This is a genomic window from Campylobacter sp. US53 (genome assembly GCF_004378995.1).
Classification (GTDB): domain Bacteria; phylum Campylobacterota; class Campylobacteria; order Campylobacterales; family Campylobacteraceae; genus Campylobacter_D; species Campylobacter_D jejuni.
Window position 1 is genome coordinate 19681 of the sequence record NZ_RYYH01000004.1, and the last position, 18954, is coordinate 38634.

The 18954-nt window shown below is 29.7% G+C and carries 23 protein-coding genes and 1 pseudogene; 8 read left to right on the forward strand and 16 right to left on the reverse strand.

Translation table 11 applies throughout. The features are described from left to right. Positions 1-9 precede the first annotated feature (9 nt). The 6 genes from greA to ELQ05_RS04025 form a co-directional block, all read right to left on the reverse strand. Complete coding sequence (gene greA / locus ELQ05_RS04000; RefSeq protein ID WP_002851733.1) at positions 10-495, reverse strand: transcription elongation factor GreA; 486 nt, start codon at positions 493-495, stop codon at positions 10-12. An 11-nt stretch (positions 496-506) separates the two neighbouring features. Next, complete coding sequence (gene lpxB, locus ELQ05_RS04005) at positions 507-1601, reverse strand: lipid-A-disaccharide synthase (RefSeq protein ID WP_088303867.1); 1095 nt, start codon at positions 1599-1601, stop codon at positions 507-509. A 96-nt stretch (positions 1602-1697) separates the two neighbouring features. After that, a complete protein-coding gene (gene peb3 / locus ELQ05_RS04010; RefSeq protein WP_052861590.1) occupies positions 1698-2450 on the reverse strand; it encodes an AcfC family glycoprotein adhesin PEB3 in 753 nt (250 codons plus the stop codon). 239 nt (positions 2451-2689) lie between these two features. Continuing rightward, positions 2690-3262: a cytolethal distending toxin subunit A gene (locus ELQ05_RS04015; RefSeq protein WP_070316696.1), complete on the reverse strand. Its 573-nt coding sequence runs from the start codon at positions 3260-3262 to the stop codon at positions 2690-2692. A 10-nt stretch (positions 3263-3272) separates the two neighbouring features. Next, complete coding sequence (locus ELQ05_RS04020; RefSeq protein WP_070316697.1) at positions 3273-4076, reverse strand: cytolethal distending toxin subunit B family protein; 804 nt, start codon at positions 4074-4076, stop codon at positions 3273-3275. A 13-nt stretch (positions 4077-4089) separates the two neighbouring features. Continuing rightward, positions 4090-4893, reverse strand: coding sequence for an RICIN domain-containing protein (locus ELQ05_RS04025; protein WP_070316698.1), 804 nt, complete (start codon positions 4891-4893; stop codon positions 4090-4092). A 597-nt stretch (positions 4894-5490) separates the two neighbouring features. Here ELQ05_RS04025 and surE point away from each other — a divergent pair. Genes surE through ELQ05_RS04040 form a run of 3 tightly spaced genes read left to right on the forward strand, consistent with a single transcriptional unit; the run spans position 5491 to position 7692 of the window. After that, positions 5491-6267: a 5'/3'-nucleotidase SurE gene (surE, locus tag ELQ05_RS04030; RefSeq protein WP_070316699.1), complete on the forward strand. Its 777-nt coding sequence runs from the start codon at positions 5491-5493 to the stop codon at positions 6265-6267. After that, the gene (locus ELQ05_RS04035) at positions 6257-6922 is read left to right on the forward strand and encodes a ThiF family adenylyltransferase (protein ID WP_072225853.1); all 666 of its coding nucleotides are present in this window, start codon (positions 6257-6259) and stop codon (positions 6920-6922) included. Before surE ends, ELQ05_RS04035 begins: the two co-directional genes overlap by 11 nt. Then, positions 6919-7692, forward strand: a complete 774-nt coding sequence (locus ELQ05_RS04040; protein WP_002934081.1) for an OXA-184 family class D beta-lactamase OXA-447 — start codon at positions 6919-6921, stop codon at positions 7690-7692. The genes ELQ05_RS04035 and ELQ05_RS04040 overlap by 4 nt, the downstream gene beginning before the upstream one ends. Here the strand turns inward: ELQ05_RS04040 and ELQ05_RS04045 are convergent. The 7 genes and pseudogenes from ELQ05_RS04045 to ELQ05_RS04075 form a co-directional block, all read right to left on the reverse strand. Next, complete coding sequence (locus ELQ05_RS04045; protein WP_002934080.1) at positions 7648-8529, reverse strand: sulfate/molybdate ABC transporter ATP-binding protein; 882 nt, start codon at positions 8527-8529, stop codon at positions 7648-7650. The two genes, ELQ05_RS04040 and ELQ05_RS04045, sit on opposite strands and share 45 nt — an antisense overlap. Then, complete coding sequence (modB, locus tag ELQ05_RS04050) at positions 8526-9200, reverse strand: molybdate ABC transporter permease subunit (RefSeq protein WP_002934079.1); 675 nt, start codon at positions 9198-9200, stop codon at positions 8526-8528. The genes ELQ05_RS04045 and modB overlap by 4 nt, the downstream gene beginning before the upstream one ends. Then, positions 9193-9593, reverse strand: a pseudogene (locus tag ELQ05_RS04055) (molybdopterin-binding protein). Before ELQ05_RS04055 ends, modB begins: the two are co-directional and overlap by 8 nt. Beyond that, on the reverse strand, positions 9590-10339 hold the full coding sequence (gene modA, locus ELQ05_RS04060; protein ID WP_002934077.1) for a molybdate ABC transporter substrate-binding protein: 750 nt from the start codon (positions 10337-10339) through the stop codon (positions 9590-9592). Before modA ends, ELQ05_RS04055 begins: the two are co-directional and overlap by 4 nt. Positions 10340-10389: 50 nt before the next feature. Beyond that, complete coding sequence (gene bioC, locus ELQ05_RS04065) at positions 10390-11076, reverse strand: malonyl-ACP O-methyltransferase BioC (protein WP_002934076.1); 687 nt, start codon at positions 11074-11076, stop codon at positions 10390-10392. Beyond that, the gene (locus ELQ05_RS04070; protein WP_002934075.1) at positions 11073-11684 is read right to left on the reverse strand and encodes a pimeloyl-ACP methyl esterase BioG family protein; all 612 of its coding nucleotides are present in this window, start codon (positions 11682-11684) and stop codon (positions 11073-11075) included. Before ELQ05_RS04070 ends, bioC begins: the two co-directional genes overlap by 4 nt. Continuing rightward, positions 11681-12823 (reverse strand): pyridoxal phosphate-dependent aminotransferase family protein, encoded by a 1143-nt coding sequence (locus ELQ05_RS04075; RefSeq protein ID WP_002934072.1) that lies wholly within the window; start codon positions 12821-12823, stop codon positions 11681-11683. The genes ELQ05_RS04070 and ELQ05_RS04075 overlap by 4 nt, the downstream gene beginning before the upstream one ends. A gap of 67 nt (positions 12824-12890) precedes the next feature. Here ELQ05_RS04075 and ELQ05_RS04080 point away from each other — a divergent pair, with 67 nt between their 5' ends. Further along, positions 12891-14174: an adenosylmethionine--8-amino-7-oxononanoate transaminase gene (locus ELQ05_RS04080; RefSeq protein ID WP_002934070.1), complete on the forward strand. Its 1284-nt coding sequence runs from the start codon at positions 12891-12893 to the stop codon at positions 14172-14174. Here ELQ05_RS04080 and ELQ05_RS04085 read toward each other — a convergent pair. From ELQ05_RS04085 to ELQ05_RS04095, 3 genes are read right to left on the reverse strand one after another with little or no spacing between them, the layout of a single operon-like run. Continuing rightward, positions 14161-14766, reverse strand: coding sequence for a dethiobiotin synthase (locus ELQ05_RS04085; RefSeq protein WP_002934069.1), 606 nt, complete (start codon positions 14764-14766; stop codon positions 14161-14163). The genes ELQ05_RS04080 and ELQ05_RS04085 overlap by 14 nt on opposite strands. 9 nt (positions 14767-14775) lie before the next feature. Next, the gene (locus ELQ05_RS04090; RefSeq protein WP_002934064.1) at positions 14776-15090 is read right to left on the reverse strand and encodes a multidrug efflux SMR transporter; all 315 of its coding nucleotides are present in this window, start codon (positions 15088-15090) and stop codon (positions 14776-14778) included. A gap of 2 nt (positions 15091-15092) precedes the next feature. Further along, entirely contained in the window at positions 15093-15431 is a 339-nt protein-coding gene (locus ELQ05_RS04095) for a multidrug efflux SMR transporter (RefSeq protein ID WP_002806996.1), read from the reverse strand. 131 nt (positions 15432-15562) lie between these two features. Between ELQ05_RS04095 and ELQ05_RS04100 the strand changes: the two genes are divergently transcribed. Genes ELQ05_RS04100 through lysA form a run of 4 tightly spaced genes read left to right on the forward strand, consistent with a single transcriptional unit; the run spans position 15563 to position 18953 of the window. Further along, entirely contained in the window at positions 15563-16099 is a 537-nt protein-coding gene (locus tag ELQ05_RS04100) for a 50S ribosomal protein L25/general stress protein Ctc (RefSeq protein ID WP_002791314.1), read from the forward strand. Continuing rightward, a complete protein-coding gene (gene pth / locus ELQ05_RS04105) occupies positions 16096-16641 on the forward strand; it encodes an aminoacyl-tRNA hydrolase (RefSeq protein ID WP_070316701.1) in 546 nt (181 codons plus the stop codon). The genes ELQ05_RS04100 and pth overlap by 4 nt, the downstream gene beginning before the upstream one ends. A 1-nt stretch (position 16642) precedes the next feature. Then, entirely contained in the window at positions 16643-17701 is a 1059-nt protein-coding gene (locus ELQ05_RS04110) for an LptF/LptG family permease (RefSeq protein ID WP_070316702.1), read from the forward strand. Between the two features lie 43 nt (positions 17702-17744). Then, the gene (gene lysA / locus ELQ05_RS04115) at positions 17745-18953 is read left to right on the forward strand and encodes a diaminopimelate decarboxylase (RefSeq protein ID WP_134224768.1); all 1209 of its coding nucleotides are present in this window, start codon (positions 17745-17747) and stop codon (positions 18951-18953) included. Position 18954 lies beyond the last annotated feature (1 nt).

Here is an 18954-nt window from a genome sequence, read left to right on the forward strand (position 1 = left end):
TTTTTATCCTTAAAATTTCAAAGGCTCATAATTTATAGAAAGGATTTCAAATTCACTCTCACCTTTTGGCAAACGCACTTTAAAATCATCTCCTTCTTTTTTCCCAAGCATAGCTTTTGCTATTGGAGATGCGATGGAAATATAACCCTTATCTAAATCTCCTTCGCAAATTCCTACTAAAGTATATTTACTTTCTTTTTCTGTATCCAAATCCATGATCACAACACTTGAACCAAATTTCACACTATCATGTTCATAGCTTGAAGGATCGATCACTTGAGCTCTTGCTAGCAAGTCACTAAGCTCTGCAATACGACTTTCTATCAAAGCTTGTTTTTCTCTTGCAGCATGGTATTCCGCATTTTCTTTCAAATCCCCATGACTCCTTGCTGTATCGATTTCTATTACAACGGCAGGGCGTTGATTGTCTTTTAAATCTTTTAATTCTGCGGCTAACTTATCATAGCCAAATTGACTCATTGGTTCTTTTTGCATGATTTATCCTTTTATATTTCGCTTAGGATTTTTGCTAAATTTTTAGCACTTCCAAATTGTAAATATTCTTTTAAAAAATCAACTTTAGCAAAAAATGCCTTATAATCATATTTATTATAAGCTTCATATAAATTTAAAACATTGACTTTATCTTGTAAAAATTCAGGATTTAAAGCTTCTTTTCCAGCGAAATCACAAAAAATATTTGCAAGTCCTATGTGTTTTAATTTTACAAAAAGTTTTGCGATAAAAATATCAATAGCCTTTGCTTTGTAAGTAAGAACAAAAGGAGTTCCCACTAAAGCTGCTTCTAAAGTAGCCGTTCCACTACAAATAAAGGCAAAATCAGCTTTTTTAAGCACTTTTGGAGTGTTACTTTCTATTTTAAATTCACTAATATCACCATAAATTTCTAATTTTTCAAGATTAAACGGGGGAACGCAAAGAATTTTTTCACCCTTAAATTTTTGCGAGAGTTCTTTAAAAATAGGTATCAAACGCCTAATTTCACTACGCCTTGAACCTGGTAAAAAGGCTATAGTTTTTTCATCATCTTTTTTTGAAAGTGTATGATTAATATCTTCTTGATTTTTAAATTCTTTTATCTCATCTAAGAGTGGATGGCCTACATAAGTGCTTTTGTTAAAAAACTGATTATCAAAGGGTAAAATAGAAGCTAAAATATCAAAATGACTTTCTATGATAGGTATGCGACCTTTTTTCCATGCCCAAACTTGAGGTAAAATATAATAAATGCGTGGAATTTTACTACCTGCTTTTTTTAAAGCCTTGGCAAAAGGTATGTTAAAAGCGGGCGAATCTATGCATAAAATCCCATCTATTTTTTGAGTAAAACTTAAATTTACAAGTTTTTTTATAGCTTCTTTTGCTTTGAAAATCAAAGGTAAAACTTCTATAAAACCCATAGCACTAAATTCATGTGAGCTATAAAGTGGTTTAGAATTTAAATCAAATTCTTTGCATAAACTCTCATCATAAATCCCATGAAGCTCAAATTCACCAAAATCTTTTTTATAAGCTTTTAAAACTTCTTTTAAATGCAAATTTGCTGAAGGCTCTAAAGCACAAACTAAAAAGGTTTTCAAAAAATTTCCTTATCAATATTTTAAACATTTTATCTTATTTTGGCTTAATTAAAAGAAGTTATGGAAGAATACACGCTAAAAAGCGTGTATGAAGGTTTATTCTCTCCAGCCGTATTTTTTAAAAATTTCTTTAGCTTCCTTAGAACTTAAATAAGCAATAAAATCTTGTGTTTCTTTGCTCGCACCTTCTTTAGCTACCACATTAAAAGTTCTATAAACAACCAAATCTTTTTCTATAGCTACGGCAGTTCCTATGTCAGGATTGCTTTTTGACCAGTCAATCCAAGTGATCCAAGCATCGGCTTGATCTTGTGCGAAAAGCTTTCTTGCACTTCCACTATTTGGAACAAAAGCTACGATATTGTTTCTAAAATTTTGTATGGTTTTTATATCTTGAGTTTTACCTATCATATCTTCCCAAACTCCAGTTCCAGAAGTATTGCTCTTTCCAGCACCTTCGGGTACAACGATTCTTACTTTTTTATTAGCCAAATCTTTTAAACCTTTGATTTTTAAAGGATTGCCTTTTTGAGTAAGTATGATGGCTTCTCTAAAATACAAAGGCTTGATTTTACTCACATTAAAATCTTTTCCAAAATCACTTGCTATAGCTAAAGCCGATTGATCTGAAGCGCCAAATAAAATATCTGCATCTTTTTTAGCCTTTTCAAACCAAGTCGCTTGAGGGCCAAAATTTACATTTACTTTAACGCCTGTTTTTTCGCTATATTTACTTGCTATATCTTTTAAGGCCGTGTGTGGGCCACCTGGTCCGTAAAGATTTACATCTGCATTTGCCATACTAAAAGCTAAGGCACATGCACCAAATAAAGTAATAATTTTTTTCATAGTATTTCCTTTTATGATAAATTTTTATTGATTGAAGGTGAGATTTTAGAAATTATATGTTAATAAATAGTTATAATGTAATAAAAATATTACTAATGTATAATAAATATTAATTTTTTATAAAATAAAATTGTAAATGAAGTATTGTTTATTATTAAAATCATAGATATAAATTAGAATAGATTTGGTATTATTTTAATAATATTGTAAACCGAAATTTTTGGTTTACAAATGTATAATTAATAAATAGGGGTTGCTTCTATAATAGCTGGAGTAAAAAACATTAATTCATTTAAATCTAAAAATAAAGCTGGATCCAAAGTGCAAGGTTGTATGCCAAAGCGATTTTCTATAGCGACATTTGGATTATAAAATGTTACCATACACTCTCTTCCTCCTTCAACTAAAGATCTAATTTGAACTGCTGGTCCTGTTGTCGGCATAATAGAGAATACAGTTTCTAATTTTTCATCTTCTAAATCTTTTGTACAAGATTTTCCTCCAAAAAACCCACTTTCTAGTATTGCTAAACATAAATCACTATCGCTTGGATTAACAAATTGCACATAACCAAAAGGTAACTCTTTTGCTAATTCATCCCTTTGTTTTAATTTGTCATTAAGTATAATTTCTCTTAGAATCCAATTTTGATCTTCAAGTTTCTGAGAAGTTTCTCTGAATGGACTTAAACTAATTCCTGTTTCTAAAGATCTTATGGCAAACATAGGGGTAAAATCAGACAAGTCGCCTGGTTGTTCAATTGATCTAGATAAACTTAAAAAAATAAAAATTAAAACAAAAATTTTTTTCATGGTATTACCTTTAAAATTTTCTAAAATTTACTGGAAAGTGGTCTGATGCTAAAAAGGTTCTAAGACCTGCAAAAGCTAGTATAGCAAGTATTGATGGCGGACTATATCTTCTACTTATATCAGAATTTCCAGTAATGGCATAATCAAGAACATCGCCGCTTGCTTGTGTAAAAGAAGAAGGGGTAACAAAAGAGATTCTTGATCTTAAATCAGCATCTAGCAAGGGTGCTAATAATCCTGGATTTCTATTAAAATCGCCCATAATCATCCAGTTTATTTGAGGCATATTTCTAAAATGAGCATCTATAGCTGTTACTATAGCTCCTGCATCATTACCACCTCTTGCTAAAGCATGGATACTAAAAAAAGCATCATTTCCTATACGAATTCCTATAATAGGTCGTGAGCTTACAGTTGGAGGAGGTAAAACTATAACTTCATCAGCTTGTCTTCTGCTGACTATAGCCATATTAACTCTATTTGCGCCTACGTCTATTCTTGAGTAATATATAAAAACAGAATTTGGACGAGATGAGGTGCCTAAATTCCATTCATATTCGTGAATAGGAATACCTATTCCAACAGGTTGAACTTGTCTTTGTGTCATTACTGCAGTAGTAGGGAGAACCCCTGCTTCTTGAATAGCAAGAATATCCATAGGATTATCTCCTGTGACAAGTTGTCTAATGCTAATATTCCATTTGCTCTCTGTTGCTGCTGAAGAGCCTTGTAAATTCCATGTTCCAACATTATAATCTTCCAAGGCTCCAAAAAGTAAATTTATACTAAAAACCAATAAAAATATTTTTTTCATATTAAACTCCATTTTATCTATACGGTCTATGAGAAGCAAAAGTAGGTGCTGTTATATACCATTGTCTATCTAGATTTTTTTCACCTGATTTTAAACAGTCTGTTGTATATATATCATAAAAAGAGAAATTGAATTCATGCATCACATCTTGTATGGGAGTTTGAATACATTTTTGAGTTGCAAAATTTTGAATTTGGTAAGCTCCATTGCTCATAGGATAAAGTTTCCAAAATTGTGCATAATTACTTTGATCGCAAGGATAATGAACAATTCCTTCCCCATAAGCATTTAAACAAGTTAGTGTTTTGGCATTTTTAATCATAACCTTATTATTAGGAAATTCTATAAGTTGCCATATATTTGCATCTCCAAAAGGTATGCTTGAGTATAGATTATAACCCCATATCCAATTTCCCGGTCTTAATGCCCAAACAGTTAAAGCAGCTCCTGAAGGACCCATAATAGTCACGAAATCGCTTGGATATCCTCTATTTTCATATACAGATGCATCATTAAATTCGCCATTTGATTTTAATCTTGGCAAAGGTCCTTTAATACTACTACTATTATCTTTAAAAGTATTTAATTTTATTAAAGGTGGTTCTAACGGGATATCTGCTGGAATTAGGTTTGTGTCATCAATTAATGCAGGAATTTCTTGTTTAGCTGGTATTGTAGGTTTTTTTCCTATTTTAAGAGGATCGCTATCATATAATTTACCATAAGAACGCCCTAAAGGATTGAGTTCTTTAGGGGAACATCCAATAAAAAATAATAACAACAAGCTTAATATTATTACAAGATTAATTTTTTGCATTTTTTCTCCTTGAAGCAAAAATATTGTAAGTATATTAATATATTTTTTAAAAAGATATAAAATTTATAATTTATTTAATTTTTTAAATATATGTAAAGAATAAAAATAGTAAGTGATATCAATATTTATAAATAATGCAGACAGTTTGGTAATAAATGAAATTAAGTAAAGTTTTGAAGCAAAATAAAGAAAATTGATAATAGACTAAAGGCTTTGTGATTGAGATAATTTGAGTTTTGAAAGTACTATTTATAGAGAGTTGATATTAGTGTTTATAATCTCTAAAACTAGGAAGATTGAAATTAAGTGTTCCTGGATTTTAACAAGATATTGTATTAAAATTAAAAAGTATAGATAATTATTATATTTTTTATTATATGGTTGAATGTTAGAGAAATTATTTACATTTATAGGTGAAAATTTTAAACTAAATAGCAAAAATCAAAGTCTAATTCCTATGCTGATTTTATGGATTAGCTTTATTAAATTGAATTAGAGATAAGGAATATAAAAGTATTAGTAAAATTAGTAGTAGAAATTTAATCTATACTTGTACTTAAGGCTTTTTATGTTAAAATACTTAAAAAAAGGGTAAGAATGAAAAGAATTTTAATTACCAATGACGATGGCTATGAAAGCGAAGGACTTAAAAAACTCATTAAGATGTTAAAAAAAGAATTTAAAGCCAAGATCACCATAGTAGCTCCTGCTACTGAAAAATCAGCTTGTTCACATTCCATAACTCTAACTAAACCCTTACGCTTTGTTAAAGTAGGAAAAAGATTTTACAAACTTGATGATGGCACTCCAGCAGATTGTATTTATCTTGCACTTCACGCACTTTATAAAACACGCTTGCCTGATCTTGTAATCAGTGGGATTAACAAAGGAGCAAACGTAGGTGAAGATATTACCTACTCAGGAACTTGTGCAGGAGCTATGGAGGCGGTTTTACAAGGAATTCCTGCTATCGCTCTTTCTCAATTTTATAAAAAAAGCGAAAAAGAACTAGACTATAAAAATGCTTTAAAAATTACCAAAAAAATCATTCAAAATATTTTTGATAAAGGTTTTCCTTTGGAAAAAAAAGAATTTTTAAATATCAATTTTCCTGCAAAATCAAAAATCAAAGGCATTAAAATTTGTAAAGCAGGCAAAAGGGTTTATAATTTTGAAGCCCACTCAAATGTCAATCCAAGAGGAGTTGAGTATTATTGGCTTGCAGCAGCGAATTTAGACTTTGAAGATGAGAAAAATAGCGATATTGTCTTACTTAAAAAAGGCTACGCTACAATAACCCCTATAATGCTGGATCTTACAGCTTATGAAAAAATGAAAAAAGTTAAAAAATGGTTAAAGGCAAATGATGAATGATAGATTTACACGTATAAAATGGCTAGTTGGAGAAGAAAAATTTCAAAAAATTTCACAAACAAAAGTTTTGGTTTGCGGACTTGGTGGAGTGGGTGGAATTTGCGTTGATGCACTTTATCGTAGCGGTTTTAAAAACCTTACTTTAATCGATGCGGATAAATTTGAAATCACCAATCAAAATCGCCAAATTCATAGCGAAAATATAGGCGAAGAAAAAGCTAAAGTATTTGAAAGAATTTATAAGGCTAAAGGTATAGTCAGCAAAATCGATGAAGATTTTTTAGAAAATTTTGATTTAAGCGAGTTTGATCTTATCATAGATGCCATTGATGATATCCCTGCAAAAGTAGCTTTGGCTCATCTTATAGATTTTAAAAAACAAATTTTTATCTCTTCAACAGGTGGAGCTAGAAAGCTTGATCCAACACGCATTAAAACTACAAGTATTTTTAAAACTCACGGTGATGCTTTAGCGAAAAAATTTCGTTATGAACTTAGAAAATCAGGCTTTAAGGGAAATTTTGATGTGGTATTTTCTGATGAAGAAGCACATTGTAAAGATTTAGGTTCTTTTATGGGTGTGACAGCTTCTTTTGGTTTGGCTTTAGCAAGTTTAGCAATGAGAAAAGTCTTATCAAAATATAAAGAGCAATGAGAAATTTTATTGTATTTATATTGTTTTTGAATATAGCCATTGGAGAGGATAAAATACTTGGTAATTTTTTTAAAGATTGTAATACAAGTGGGACTTTTATAGTCTTTGATGGAAAAAATTATGCAAGTAATGATTTTAAAAGAGCTAAACAAGCCTTTTCTCCTGCTTCAACTTTTAAAATTTTTAATGCTTTAATTGCACTTGATAATGGTGTAGTTAGAGATACAAAGGAAATTTTTTATCATTATAAGGGCGAAAAAGTATTTTTGCCCTCTTGGAAACAAGATGCTAGTTTAAGCTCAGCTATAAAACGCTCTCAAGTGCCTGCTTTTAAAGAATTGGCAAGAAAAATAGGACTTAAAACCATGCAAGAAAGCTTAAATAAACTTTCTTATGGAAATGCAAAAATTTCAAAAATCGATACCTTTTGGCTCGATAATTCTTTACAAATTTCTGCAAAAAATCAAGCTGATTTACTTTTTAAACTTTCGCAAAATTCTTTACCTTTTTCTAAAAAAATTCAAGAAGAAGTTAAAGAAATTATTCTTTTTAAGGAAGATAAAATCCAAAAAATTTATGCTAAAACAGGTTTTAATGATAATATCAATTTAGCTTGGATTGTTGGATTTGTAAAGACTGAAAACAAAATTTTATCTTTTGCTTTAAATGTTGATATAAAGGACATTAAAAATATTAAAATAAGGGAAGAATTATTAAATAAGTATTTAGCTAATTTTTTCAACAATAATAGGATTAAAAGCTTTTACTGAAAGTATGAGAGTATCGCCTATTTTTATATCTTGATAAGCTTTTAAAAATTCCTCTTCGCTAAGAGTGATTTTAATAATATCTTGATTTAAAAGCAAGGTTAAGACCACTAAAATATCACTTTTTTTAATTTCTAGCAAAGTTGCACTCAAACGCAATTTTGCACTAATACTTGAATGAGTAAAAAATTCATTTTTAGGAAAATCCTTAATGATTTTTCCATTTTTAAGTTCTAAGATCCTATGACTTAACTTATAAATTTCAGCCAAATCATGACTTACCAATAAAGTACTTATCTTAAAATACTCTAAAATTTTAACCAATTCATCTTGTAAATTGGCACGCATTTTAAAATCCAAAGCACTCAAAGGCTCATCTAAAAGCAAAATTTTTGGTTCCCTTGCTAAAGCTCTTGCTAAGGCTACTCTTTGCGCTTGTCCTCCACTTAAATGTTTAGGATAAATTTTAGCCAAATTTTCAAGACCCATTAAGGCTAAAAGCTCGCTAACCTTTGCCTTAGAACTAGTGGCATAGGCGATATTTTCTTTTACATTCATATTTGGAAAAAGCGCATAATCTTGAAAAACAAAACCAATTTTTCTTTTTTGCAAAGCTAAACTAAAATTTTTTGAAGAATCAAACCAAAGTTCATTATCTACTTCTATACGCCCCAATTTAGGCTTTATAAGCCCTGCTATGATTTTTAAAAGAGTGGTTTTTCCTGCTCCACTTTCGCCAAAAAGTGCAGTAATTTTTCCTGATTCTATATCTTTTTTAAAATTTAAATCCAGTCTTCCTTTAGCAGTATTTATAGGATGATTGATATCAATTTTTATCATTGAAAACTCATTTTTTTATTGACAAAATAAAGACTAAAAAGCACTAAAAAAGAAAACATAAACAATATAAAAGCATATTGATGTGCCAAGCTATAGTTTAAGATTTCAAGTTCATCATAAATAGCTATACTAGCTACTAAAGTTTCACCTTGTTTATGTCCTCCTATCATCATCACGACTCCAAATTCACCCACAGTATGGGCAAAACTCATTGCACAAGCACTAAAAATTCCTGCTTTAGAATTAGGTAAAATTACTCTAAAAAGAGTATAAATTTTACTTTTACCTAAACTATAAGAAGCATCGAGTAAATTTGAATTGATCGATGAAAAGGCACTTTGCAAAGGATTTACCATAAAAGGCAAAGAAAAAATCAAAGAAGCAAAAACAAGACCTTCAAAACTAAAAACCAAAGAAAGATTAAAATATTCTTTTAAAACTTGCCCTAAAAAACTATTAGCCGAAAAAGTTACAAGCAAATAAAATCCCAAAACACTAGGAGGTAAAATCAAAGGTAAAGAAATAAAGCTTTGAAGGATTGTTTTAAAAGGAAAACACATAAAACTTAACAAATAAGCTAAAAATACACCGATAAAAAAAAGAATAAAAGTCGTGATAAAAGCAAGTTTAAAGGTAAGATAAAGGGTTTGTAAAAAAGCTGGATCAAGCATTATGACTCCTTAATACAATATCATTTGCTTTTACAAAACAAAGCCATTCTTGATTTTCACAAAGTTCAAGTTCTAAGGCTTTTTCTTTGGTGATGATACTAGAAAGCTCATTACCCTTAAAATCAAAAAATACCTGATACAAAAGTTCGCCTTTTTTAATTTTTGTAATTTTAGCTAAAAAAGAATTTTCAACACTTAAAAGAGTTTTGCTTGTGCTAAAACAAAGCTCATGCTCTTTAAAAAGAAGTTCTACACTCGCACCAATTTTTAAATTTTCTAAAGATTTTAATTCAAGCATTAAAACATTAAAAATCACTTCTTTAGAAAGTATTTTAACAAAACTATATCCTCTTGATTTAAAAGTTCACAAATTTGCCCTTTTATAAGGTTCATGGTGTGCTAAATCCGTATTTTTTAAAAATTTCTTTTGCTTTTGAAGAGCCAATAAATTCGCTAAATTCAAAGGCTAATTTTTTATCCTTAGCATATTTTGTGATGACATAACTTTGCTCTAAAGGGCTAAAATACTTTGGATTGATAATACTTGTGTTACCTTTAGGATGATTGATAGGAGAAACCAAAGAATAAGCCACTATAGCCATATCTGCATTTTTACTATCTACATGTAAAACAGGCACTGAGATATTTTCGCCTAAAACGATTTTATCCTTAAAAAGCTTATTTAAATCCAAATTTTCAAGCACTTCTTTAGCCGCTACTCCATAAGGAGCTACTTTAGGATTGGCTATGCTTAGATGCGTGATTTTACCTGCCTTTTCTTTTAAATTTTCAACGCCTCCTTGGAGTAAATTTTCATCCAAACTATACAAAGCCAAAACCCCTAAAACATAAACTTTTGGCTTTATTAAGGCATTTTTATCATCATAAATAGCCTTAGCATATTTAGTATCCGCTGAAAAAAAAAGATCAAATTCTCTTCCTTGTTTTAAAAGCTCATAATATTTTCCAGAAGCACCAAAAACCAATTCTATTTTATCTTCTGGATGTGTTTTCAAAAACTCATCTTTAACTTCACTCATTGCTTTTGAAGCTGAAGAAGCTACGAAAATGCTTAAATTTTGCGCATTTAAACACGAAACAAAAAACAAAATCCCAAAAAATACTATAAACTTTTTCATTTAGTTTTCCTAGTGTAAAAATTTAATTTTTGGATTATAACACAAAAAATTCATTTTATATCATTTTTGCATAAAATAAATACAGGATGATAAGTGAGTTTGTTTTGAAATTTTTCTTCAAATTCTTTTAAAAAACCTTTATTTAAAGGATAAAATCCTAAAGAATTTACCCCGCTTAATTTTAAATGTCTAAAAACATCTAAAGCATTATCAAAGCTTAATTCTACGAGTTCTTGAGTGATTTTTACTTCATTAAAATAGACTTTAAAATTTTGCTCTAATTCATTTAAGCTAAAATAATTTAAACCAAAACCCGTGCTTTGTTTGATTTCTTTTAAATTTTGTTCTGCAAAAGTAGAAAGAAGTAAAATCCCATTTTGATTTAGCATATCCCTAAGACTTGGTAAAATGCGTTTTAAATCAAGCCATTGCAAAGTTGCATTTGAAACGATAAGATCAAATTTCTCTTTACTTAAATCTTGTTTTGCAATTTCATTCATATCAAAAATTAAAATATTAGAATTTTCTTTAAAATCTAAAATATCGTTTTTTAAATACTCATCAAAAGTAATGAAATTTTGAAGTTTTTTGCTCAATTCACCCCTGCCACAACCAAATTCAAACACTTTTTCAAAATGTGAAATTTTTAAATCTTTTAAAATTTCACAAAGTTTTAAACCCATGAAATCTTGCACTTTTGCATGTTTTTCATAATCTTTTGCTTTTAAAAAATTCAAATTTCATCCCAAGTTTTAAAATGAAAAAAAGCAAAATGCGGTTCATCTAAAAAAATCAAATTTTTAAAACTATTTTTCAAGGTATTTGGCGGAAAAATTTCATCTTCTTTACTTGAATAAACCTTATCCCAAAGAAAATTTTCCTCTTGTTTTATTAAAGCAAAGTCAAAAAGTTTTTCAAGTTCTATTTTCAAAGCTTTTTCATCTTTAAAAATAAAATCTTTGGCTAAGCTTTTGCGTTCTTTAAATAAAGCCTTTTTAAAATGTTCTAATTTAAAATTTTGCAGGGTTTTTTTGAAAATTGTAGGATGAATTCCTTTTGATTTATCTATACCTAAATTTGTGCCATTTATGGCTATTTTTTGTTTAAAATTAAGCTCTTTTAAAAGTCTATTTGCCACACAAACCCCCATAGAAAAAGCGATTAAAAAAAGCTCATCAAAAGCTTTGAAATTAAAATTTAAATCAAAATTTTCATAATCATAAAATAAAATCACATTTTTATCGCTTTTTAAATGCGAAAAATGACTAGGATGTGAAGCAAATCCTCCAAATACCACTATAAGTTTTTTTGAATCAGGATTTTTGCATAAAAATTCATATTTCATAAAAGCTCTATTATCCTTTCAAGTTCTTCTGTGTTAAGTCCTGCGTGCAAAGAAAAACGAATTCTAGCTGTATTTTTTGGCACAGTAGGTTCTTTAATCGCAGGAGCAAAAAATCCAGCTTTTTGAAGTTTTTGTGAAATTTCTAAGGCTTTTTTATTTTCACCTAAAAGCAAGCAAATGATATAAGCATCGCCTAAAACAGTGTGATTTTTTTCTTGCAATTTACTTTTAAAAAAAGTGCTTAAAAGCTCTAATTTTTCTCTTTCTTTCTTAAAATAAGGCATTTTTTTAAAAATAAATTGCGTCCAAGCTATATTAATAGGTGGCAAGGCTGTAGAATAAATAAAAGCTCTAGCTTTGTTGATGAAAAATTTCTTATATTTTTCCTCGCATATCATACAAGCACCTATAGAAGCAAGGGCTTTACCAAAGGTAAAAACCAAAAAATCCACTTCATTTTCTAAGGCTAATTTTTTAACAAGCCCCAAACCCTCCTCATCAAAACAACCCACGCTGTGTGCTTCATCTATGTAAAGCTTGATTTTATTATAACGCTTTTTAAGCTCACACAGAGTTTTAAAATCGCTAAAATCCCCATCCATACTAAACAAAGCTTCGCTTAAAACGATGATATTTTCATAATTTTCATAATATTTTTGGATCAAACCCTCTAAATGATTCATATCCTTATGATGAAAACGAAAAAAATCAGCCCCACCAAGTTTTAAGCCATCAATCATACTCGCATGAATAAATTTATCGGCTAAAAAAAGCGTCTTATAAACGCTAGAAAGTGTTGCTATACAAGAGATATTTAAATGATAGCCACTATTAAAATGCAAAATTTGCTTATCTTTAAATTTAGTCTTTAAAAAACTTTCTAATTCTTCATAAATTTCAAAATTTCCACTCAAACTTCTTGAACTCGAACTTGAAAAAAACAAATCTTGCTCTTTTAGGGTGTTTAAAAACTCAGCTTTTAACTCTTTAGAAGACGCCAAATAAAGATAATCATTTCCTGCTAAATTTAAAAGTTTGTGATCTTGCTTATAAACAAATTTATTTTCATGTTTTAAAGGTGTTAGAGTTCTTAGATTGTGATTTTGCTCTAGATCTTGCAAAATTTTTTCAAGCTTCATTTTTTTCCTGTAAATTTAAAAATTTAAAGTATTATTTTGCCAAAATATTTTTAAAAAAGAAGTTATAATGCAAAATCAAATCTTAAAAAATCTCGATTTAAAACACATTTGGCACCCTTGCACACAAATGAAAGATCACGAAACCCTACCTTTAATCCCTATAAAAAAAGCAAAAGGCGTATGGCTTTATGATTTTGATGATAAGGCTTATATGGATTGTGTAAGTTCTTGGTGGGTAAATCTTTTTGGTCATTGCAATGAAAAAATCGCAAATGCCATCAAAAAACAAGTTGATGAGCTTGAGCATGTGATTTTAGCAGGTTTTACACATGAACCTATCATCAAACTTTCAGCTAGACTTTGTAAAAAAGTGGGGCGTGATTTTAATAAATGTTTTTATGCAGATAATGGCTCAAGCGCCATTGAAGTAGCACTTAAGATGAGTTTTCATTATCATTTAAATAAAGGTTTGAAAAAAAATAAATTTTTATCCCTAAGCAATTCCTATCATGGCGAAACCTTAGGGGCTTTAAGTGTGGGCGATGTTGCGCTTTATAAAGATACTTACAAAGCCTTACTTTTAGAGTGTTTAAGCACTCCTGTGCCACAAGGTAAAGACTATACTAAAGAGCTTGAAATTTTAAAAGATATTTTAGAAAAACACTCGAGTGAAATTTGCGCTTTTATACTTGAACCTTTGGTGCAATGTGCGGGAAATATGCACATGTATGAAGCTGGTTTTATCGATGAAGCGATCAAGCTTTGCCATGATTTTAATGTGCAAGTGATTTTTGATGAAATTGCAGTGGGTTTTGGACGCACAGGAACTTTGTTTGCCTTACATCAATGCAAACAAAGTCCCGATTTTATCTGTCTTTCAAAGGGAATTACAGGAGGATTTATGCCTCTTTCTGTAGTGCTTACAAAGGATGAAATTTACAATGCCTTTTATGCACCCTATAGTGAGCAAAAAGCCTTTTTACACTCTCATAGCTACACAGGAAACACTCTAGCTTGTGCAGCAGCTAATGCGGTTTTAGATATCTTTGAAAATGAAAATATTTTAGAAAAAAATCAAATTTTAAGCACCTTTATTCAGCAAGAATTTTCAAAACTTAAAAAATTTGATTTTTTAGGAAATTTTAGAACTTGTGGAATGATCAGTGCTTTTGATATTTTAAGCTCTAAATACGAACGTGTGGGACTTTTTGTATTTCAAAAAGCCTTAGAAAAAGGTTTGCTTTTAAGACCTTTAGCAAATACGATTTATTTTATGCCTCCTTACATCATCACAAAAGAACAAATCGTTTATGTAGTAGAGAGTTTAGAACAAATTTTTAAGGAATTTTAAGTTGCAAAATTTCTTGCATTTGCTCTTTAAAATCTTTATTTAAAATGCTATTTTCATCAAAAAAATCAAGATTAATTATGGGAATTTTTGCATAATTTTTTATAAAATCATCTTGAAAGGTATCTTTTTTGCCCATCATCACAAGGGCTAAAATATTGATATTTCTTTGCTTTAAAGCTTCAATACTAAGCAAAATATGATTAATACTTCCAAGATAGTATTTTGCTACTAAAATCGTAGGGTGTTTAAAAATATTCACAAAATCAATCATAGTGTAATTTTCATCCATAGGAGAAAAAAGCCCACCCGCAAGCTCAATAAGTAGGTTCTCACTTTTTGGTAAAATGATATCTAAGGCTTTATAATCAAGCTTTTCTTTGATTTTTCCAAGATGAGGGGAAGCTGGAGTTTGCAAAAAAATACCTTCTTTAAAAATCTTTGTTTTTGGGCTAAATTTTGCAATAAACTCGCTATCTGTTGGAGTTCCTGCTTGAATGAGTTTAAAATAATCATAGTTAAAATTCGCACAAAAAGCTGCGCTAAAATGTGTTTTTCCTACATCAGTATGTATTCCACTTACATAAATTTGCACAAAAAATCCTCAAGAAAGAAATTTTAAACCCACTGTACAAGCAATAATCACAGCGATTAAAAAAAGTTTTAAAAAACTTTTACTTTCTTTATAAAAAAGCACTCCTATCATTACCCCACCAGCGGTTCCAGCTCCTGTCCATATAGCATAAGCAACACTCATAGCGATATTTTGCATACTTAAGCTTAAAAAAGTAAAAGAAAACCCAAAGCACACTATCAAAGCCAAAAGATAAAGCTTATTTTTAGTATTTACAAGTTCTTTCATGATCGCCACGCCAAAAATTTCACAAGTAGTAGCTAAAAACAAATAAAACCATTCCATAACTAAGCTTCCTTGCTTACCCATTTAAGGGCTATAATGCTTAAAAGTAAAATCGCTATAAGCACAAGTTTAACTATAGAAACAGCCTCATTAAAAATAAACATTTCATTTAAAACCACTCCTATAGTGCCAATGCCTACAAAAACACTATAAGTAATGCTTACTTCAAGTCTTTCACAAGCTTTTAAAAAACAAGTAAAAGAAATACAAACCCCAATGGCTGTTAAAATATAGTGCCAAATTTCTGTAGAATACTTAAGTCCACTTACCCAAAAACATTCTATAATCCCGCCTAAGATTATTAAAAACCAAGCTATATTGATATTGAATTTTTCATTCACATGAAGCCTTAAATTAACATAATTTATAAAACAAATTATATCTTAAAGAAATTAAAAGAAGCTATAAATTTACTTTTCCATAAGTCAAAATTAGATATAATCAAAGCTCATTTTTTAAGAAAGGACAAAAGATGTTAGAAGGTATTGTTAGAGAGAGTATCGGTAGAAAAGCTGCTAAAGCTTTAAAAAGAGATGGTTATCTAATCGCAAACATCTATGGAAAAGGATTAGAAAACATCAATGCCGCTTTTAAAGTAAATGAGTTTATTAAGGAAGTTCGTAAAAAAACTACTTTAATTTTTGATGTAAAAGTAGGTTCTCAAACTTTAAGTGTTGTAGTTGTGGATTATCAAAAAGATCCTGTAACTGCAGAACTTAAACATGTGGATTTAAAAGTTGCGCAAAAAGGTGTGATTTCTAAATACATGGTTCCAGTTAAAATCACAGGAACAGCTATAGGTCTTAAAAATAAAGGTGTTTTAATCCAATCAAAAAGAAGATTAAAAGTAAAATGTGCAGCTGAAAATTTACCAAATTTCTTCGAACTTGATGTAAGTAAACTTGATGTGGGTGATGCTTTACTAGTTCGTGATATTGTAGTTCCTGCGGGAGTAACTATGATTGATGCTGATAGAGTAGCGGTTGTAGGTGTAGAAAAAGCTAGATGATTTTAGTCGTAGGGCTTGGCAATATAGGCGTAGAGTATGAAAATACCCGTCATAATGTCGGTTTTATGCTAATTGACTTGCTTTTAAAAGAAAGCAATTTTACAAATCTTACAAACTCTAAATTTAAAGGAGAACTTTTTAAAATAGGTTCTTCTTTAATTCTTCTTAAACCTAGCACTTATATGAATAATTCAGGACTTAGTGTAAAAGCAGTGAATGATTTTTATAAATGCGAAAGAATGATAGTTATCCATGATGATATAGATATAAATTTAGGAGCCTTGCGCTTTAAAAAAGGTGGTTCAAGTGGTGGACATAATGGGCTTAAAAGCATAGATACTTTATGTGGAAATGATTATGAAAGAGTGCGTATAGGAGTGGGAAAGGGTGAAAATGTGATTTCCCATGTTTTAGGTAAATTTAAATCCGAAGAAGAAATAACTTTAAGCAAAGTTTTAGAGCATACAAAAAAAGCTTTGCTTGAGCTTATTGAAAATGATGATTTGTCTGCTATATCATCCAAATACAGCCTAAAGGCTTAAGATGTGGATATTTTTTCGTTTTATTTCAGGGATTTATTTAAAAAATTTTTTTATTATATTTTTTTCTTTGCTTGGTTTTTATTGCGGTATTGATTTGCTCTTAAATTTTAAAGATCTACCAAAAGCCGCAAATCTTGATTTGCTTTATGTTATGTTTTTATCTTTCTCGGCAGTGCCTTATGTATTACCCATTTCTTTGATTTTTGCTTTGGTAGTTTCTTTGATTTCTATGATCAGAGCAAATGAATTTGTAAGTCTTTATGCGTTAGGACTGAGCAGAAATTATGTTATTTTATTTCCTTTTTTATGGGCTTTATTTTTTTGTTGTATTTATATAGGATTGAATTTTACTTCTTTTGCTTATGCAAATGATTATAAGAGAAATATTTTAAAAAATGGCACTATTATGAATCAAAGTGGAGAAGTGTTTTTGAAATTTAACAATAATTTTGTTTATATTTCAAAGATAAACAATGGACAAAATAGTGCTCAAAATATAAAAATTTTTAATATCAATGATTTAAATTTAAGCTCTTTTGTAAGTGCTAAAAATGCCCATTTTGAAGGTGAAAGTTGGATTTTGCGAGATGGTAATATTACATTATTACCTAAAAATTATGAACTTGCTAATGATGGTTTAAAGATACAAGATTTCTTCGAGCTTAAATCACTTGAGGGTTTTAAACCAAAGATTATAGAAGGGGTTGCTAGTAATAGTGATTATTCAATATCTGACGCACTTGAAAGTTTTGAGCTTTTTAAGGCGCAAAATGTCAATACAGATGCTCTTAAAATCAATCTTTATAAATTTGTTTTTACTCCTTTTTTTGCACCATTTTTAATGCTTATTATGTATTATTTTTTTCCTGTAATAGCAAGATTTTTTAATCTTGCTTTTGTAACTTTTATAGCTTTTGTAGTGACTTTGATGATTTGGGGAGTCTTGTTTTTGCTTACTAGATTAAGCGAAAATAGTGTGATTGCAAGTGAAATTGGCATTGTAGTGCCTATTATAATTTTGGGTTGTTTAAGTGCTTATATGTATTATAAGCATCGATAAATTAAGCTTTGTGTAGTAAAATTATAAAAATTAAAGGTTAAATATGGATTATAAACAATTAAAGCAAGAATTTAATACTCCTTTTTATATTTACAATTTTGATTTCATAAAAGAGCGTTTTTTAAATCTCAAAGAGGCTTTTAAGGCTAGAAAATCTCAAATTTTTTACGCTGTAAAAGCCAATTCAAATTTAAGTTTGTTGCAAATGCTTGCAAATTTAGATAGTGGATTTGATTGTGTAAGTATAGGCGAGGTAAAGCGTGCCTTAAAAGCAGGAGCAAAAGCTTATAAGATTATTTTTAGTGGAGTAGGAAAAACCAAAGAAGAGTTAAGACAAGCTTTAGAATATGATATTTTATATATTAACCTTGAAAGCGAAGCTGAAATGATGCTTTTAGAAAGTGTGGCTAAAGAACTTAATCTAAAGGCAAGAATCAGTATCCGTGTTAATCCAAATGTTGATGCAAAAACTCACCCTTATATTTCTACAGGATTAAATGAAAATAAATTTGGTGTTGAAATTGATATAGCAAGAAAAATGTATCTTTATGCAAAAAATTCATCTTTTTTAGAGCCCGTTGGAGTGCATTTTCATATAGGTTCGCAACTTTTAGATATTTCTCCCATTCATGAAGCAGCAGGCATTGTTGCAAAACTTGTAAGAGAGTTAAAAGCCTTGCAAATCGACCTTAAATTTTTTGATATAGGCGGTGGTTTGGGTGTAGCTTATGAAAAAGATGAGTGTGAACCTGATCTTTATAATTATGCACAAGGTATATTAGCACAACTTCATGGGCTTGATTTAACCATAGGAATGGAGCCTGGAAGGTATTTAGTTGCTAAAAGTGGAGAATTTGTTTGTTCAGTGCTTTATGAAAAACAAAATAAAACCAAGCGTTTTGTTGTAGTAGATGGAGCGATGAATGATCTTATACGCCCAAGTTTATACGAGGCTTATCATGAAATAATCTTACCTTATAATCAAGCTCAAGAGAGTTTATGTGATGTTGTAGGTGGAATTTGTGAGAGTGGAGACTTTTTTGCTAAAGCAAGGTCTTTACCTAGCACTCAAAGTGGTGATATAATGGTTATTAAAAATACTGGAGCTTATGGTTTTAGTATGAGTAGTAATTACAATACTCGTAATAAAGCTTGCGAATTAGCCCTTGAAGAAGGACAGGTAAGATTGATTCGTCAAAGAGAAAATTTTGAAGATCAAATCGCTTTAGAAGAGAAATTTTTAAAGGCTTAAA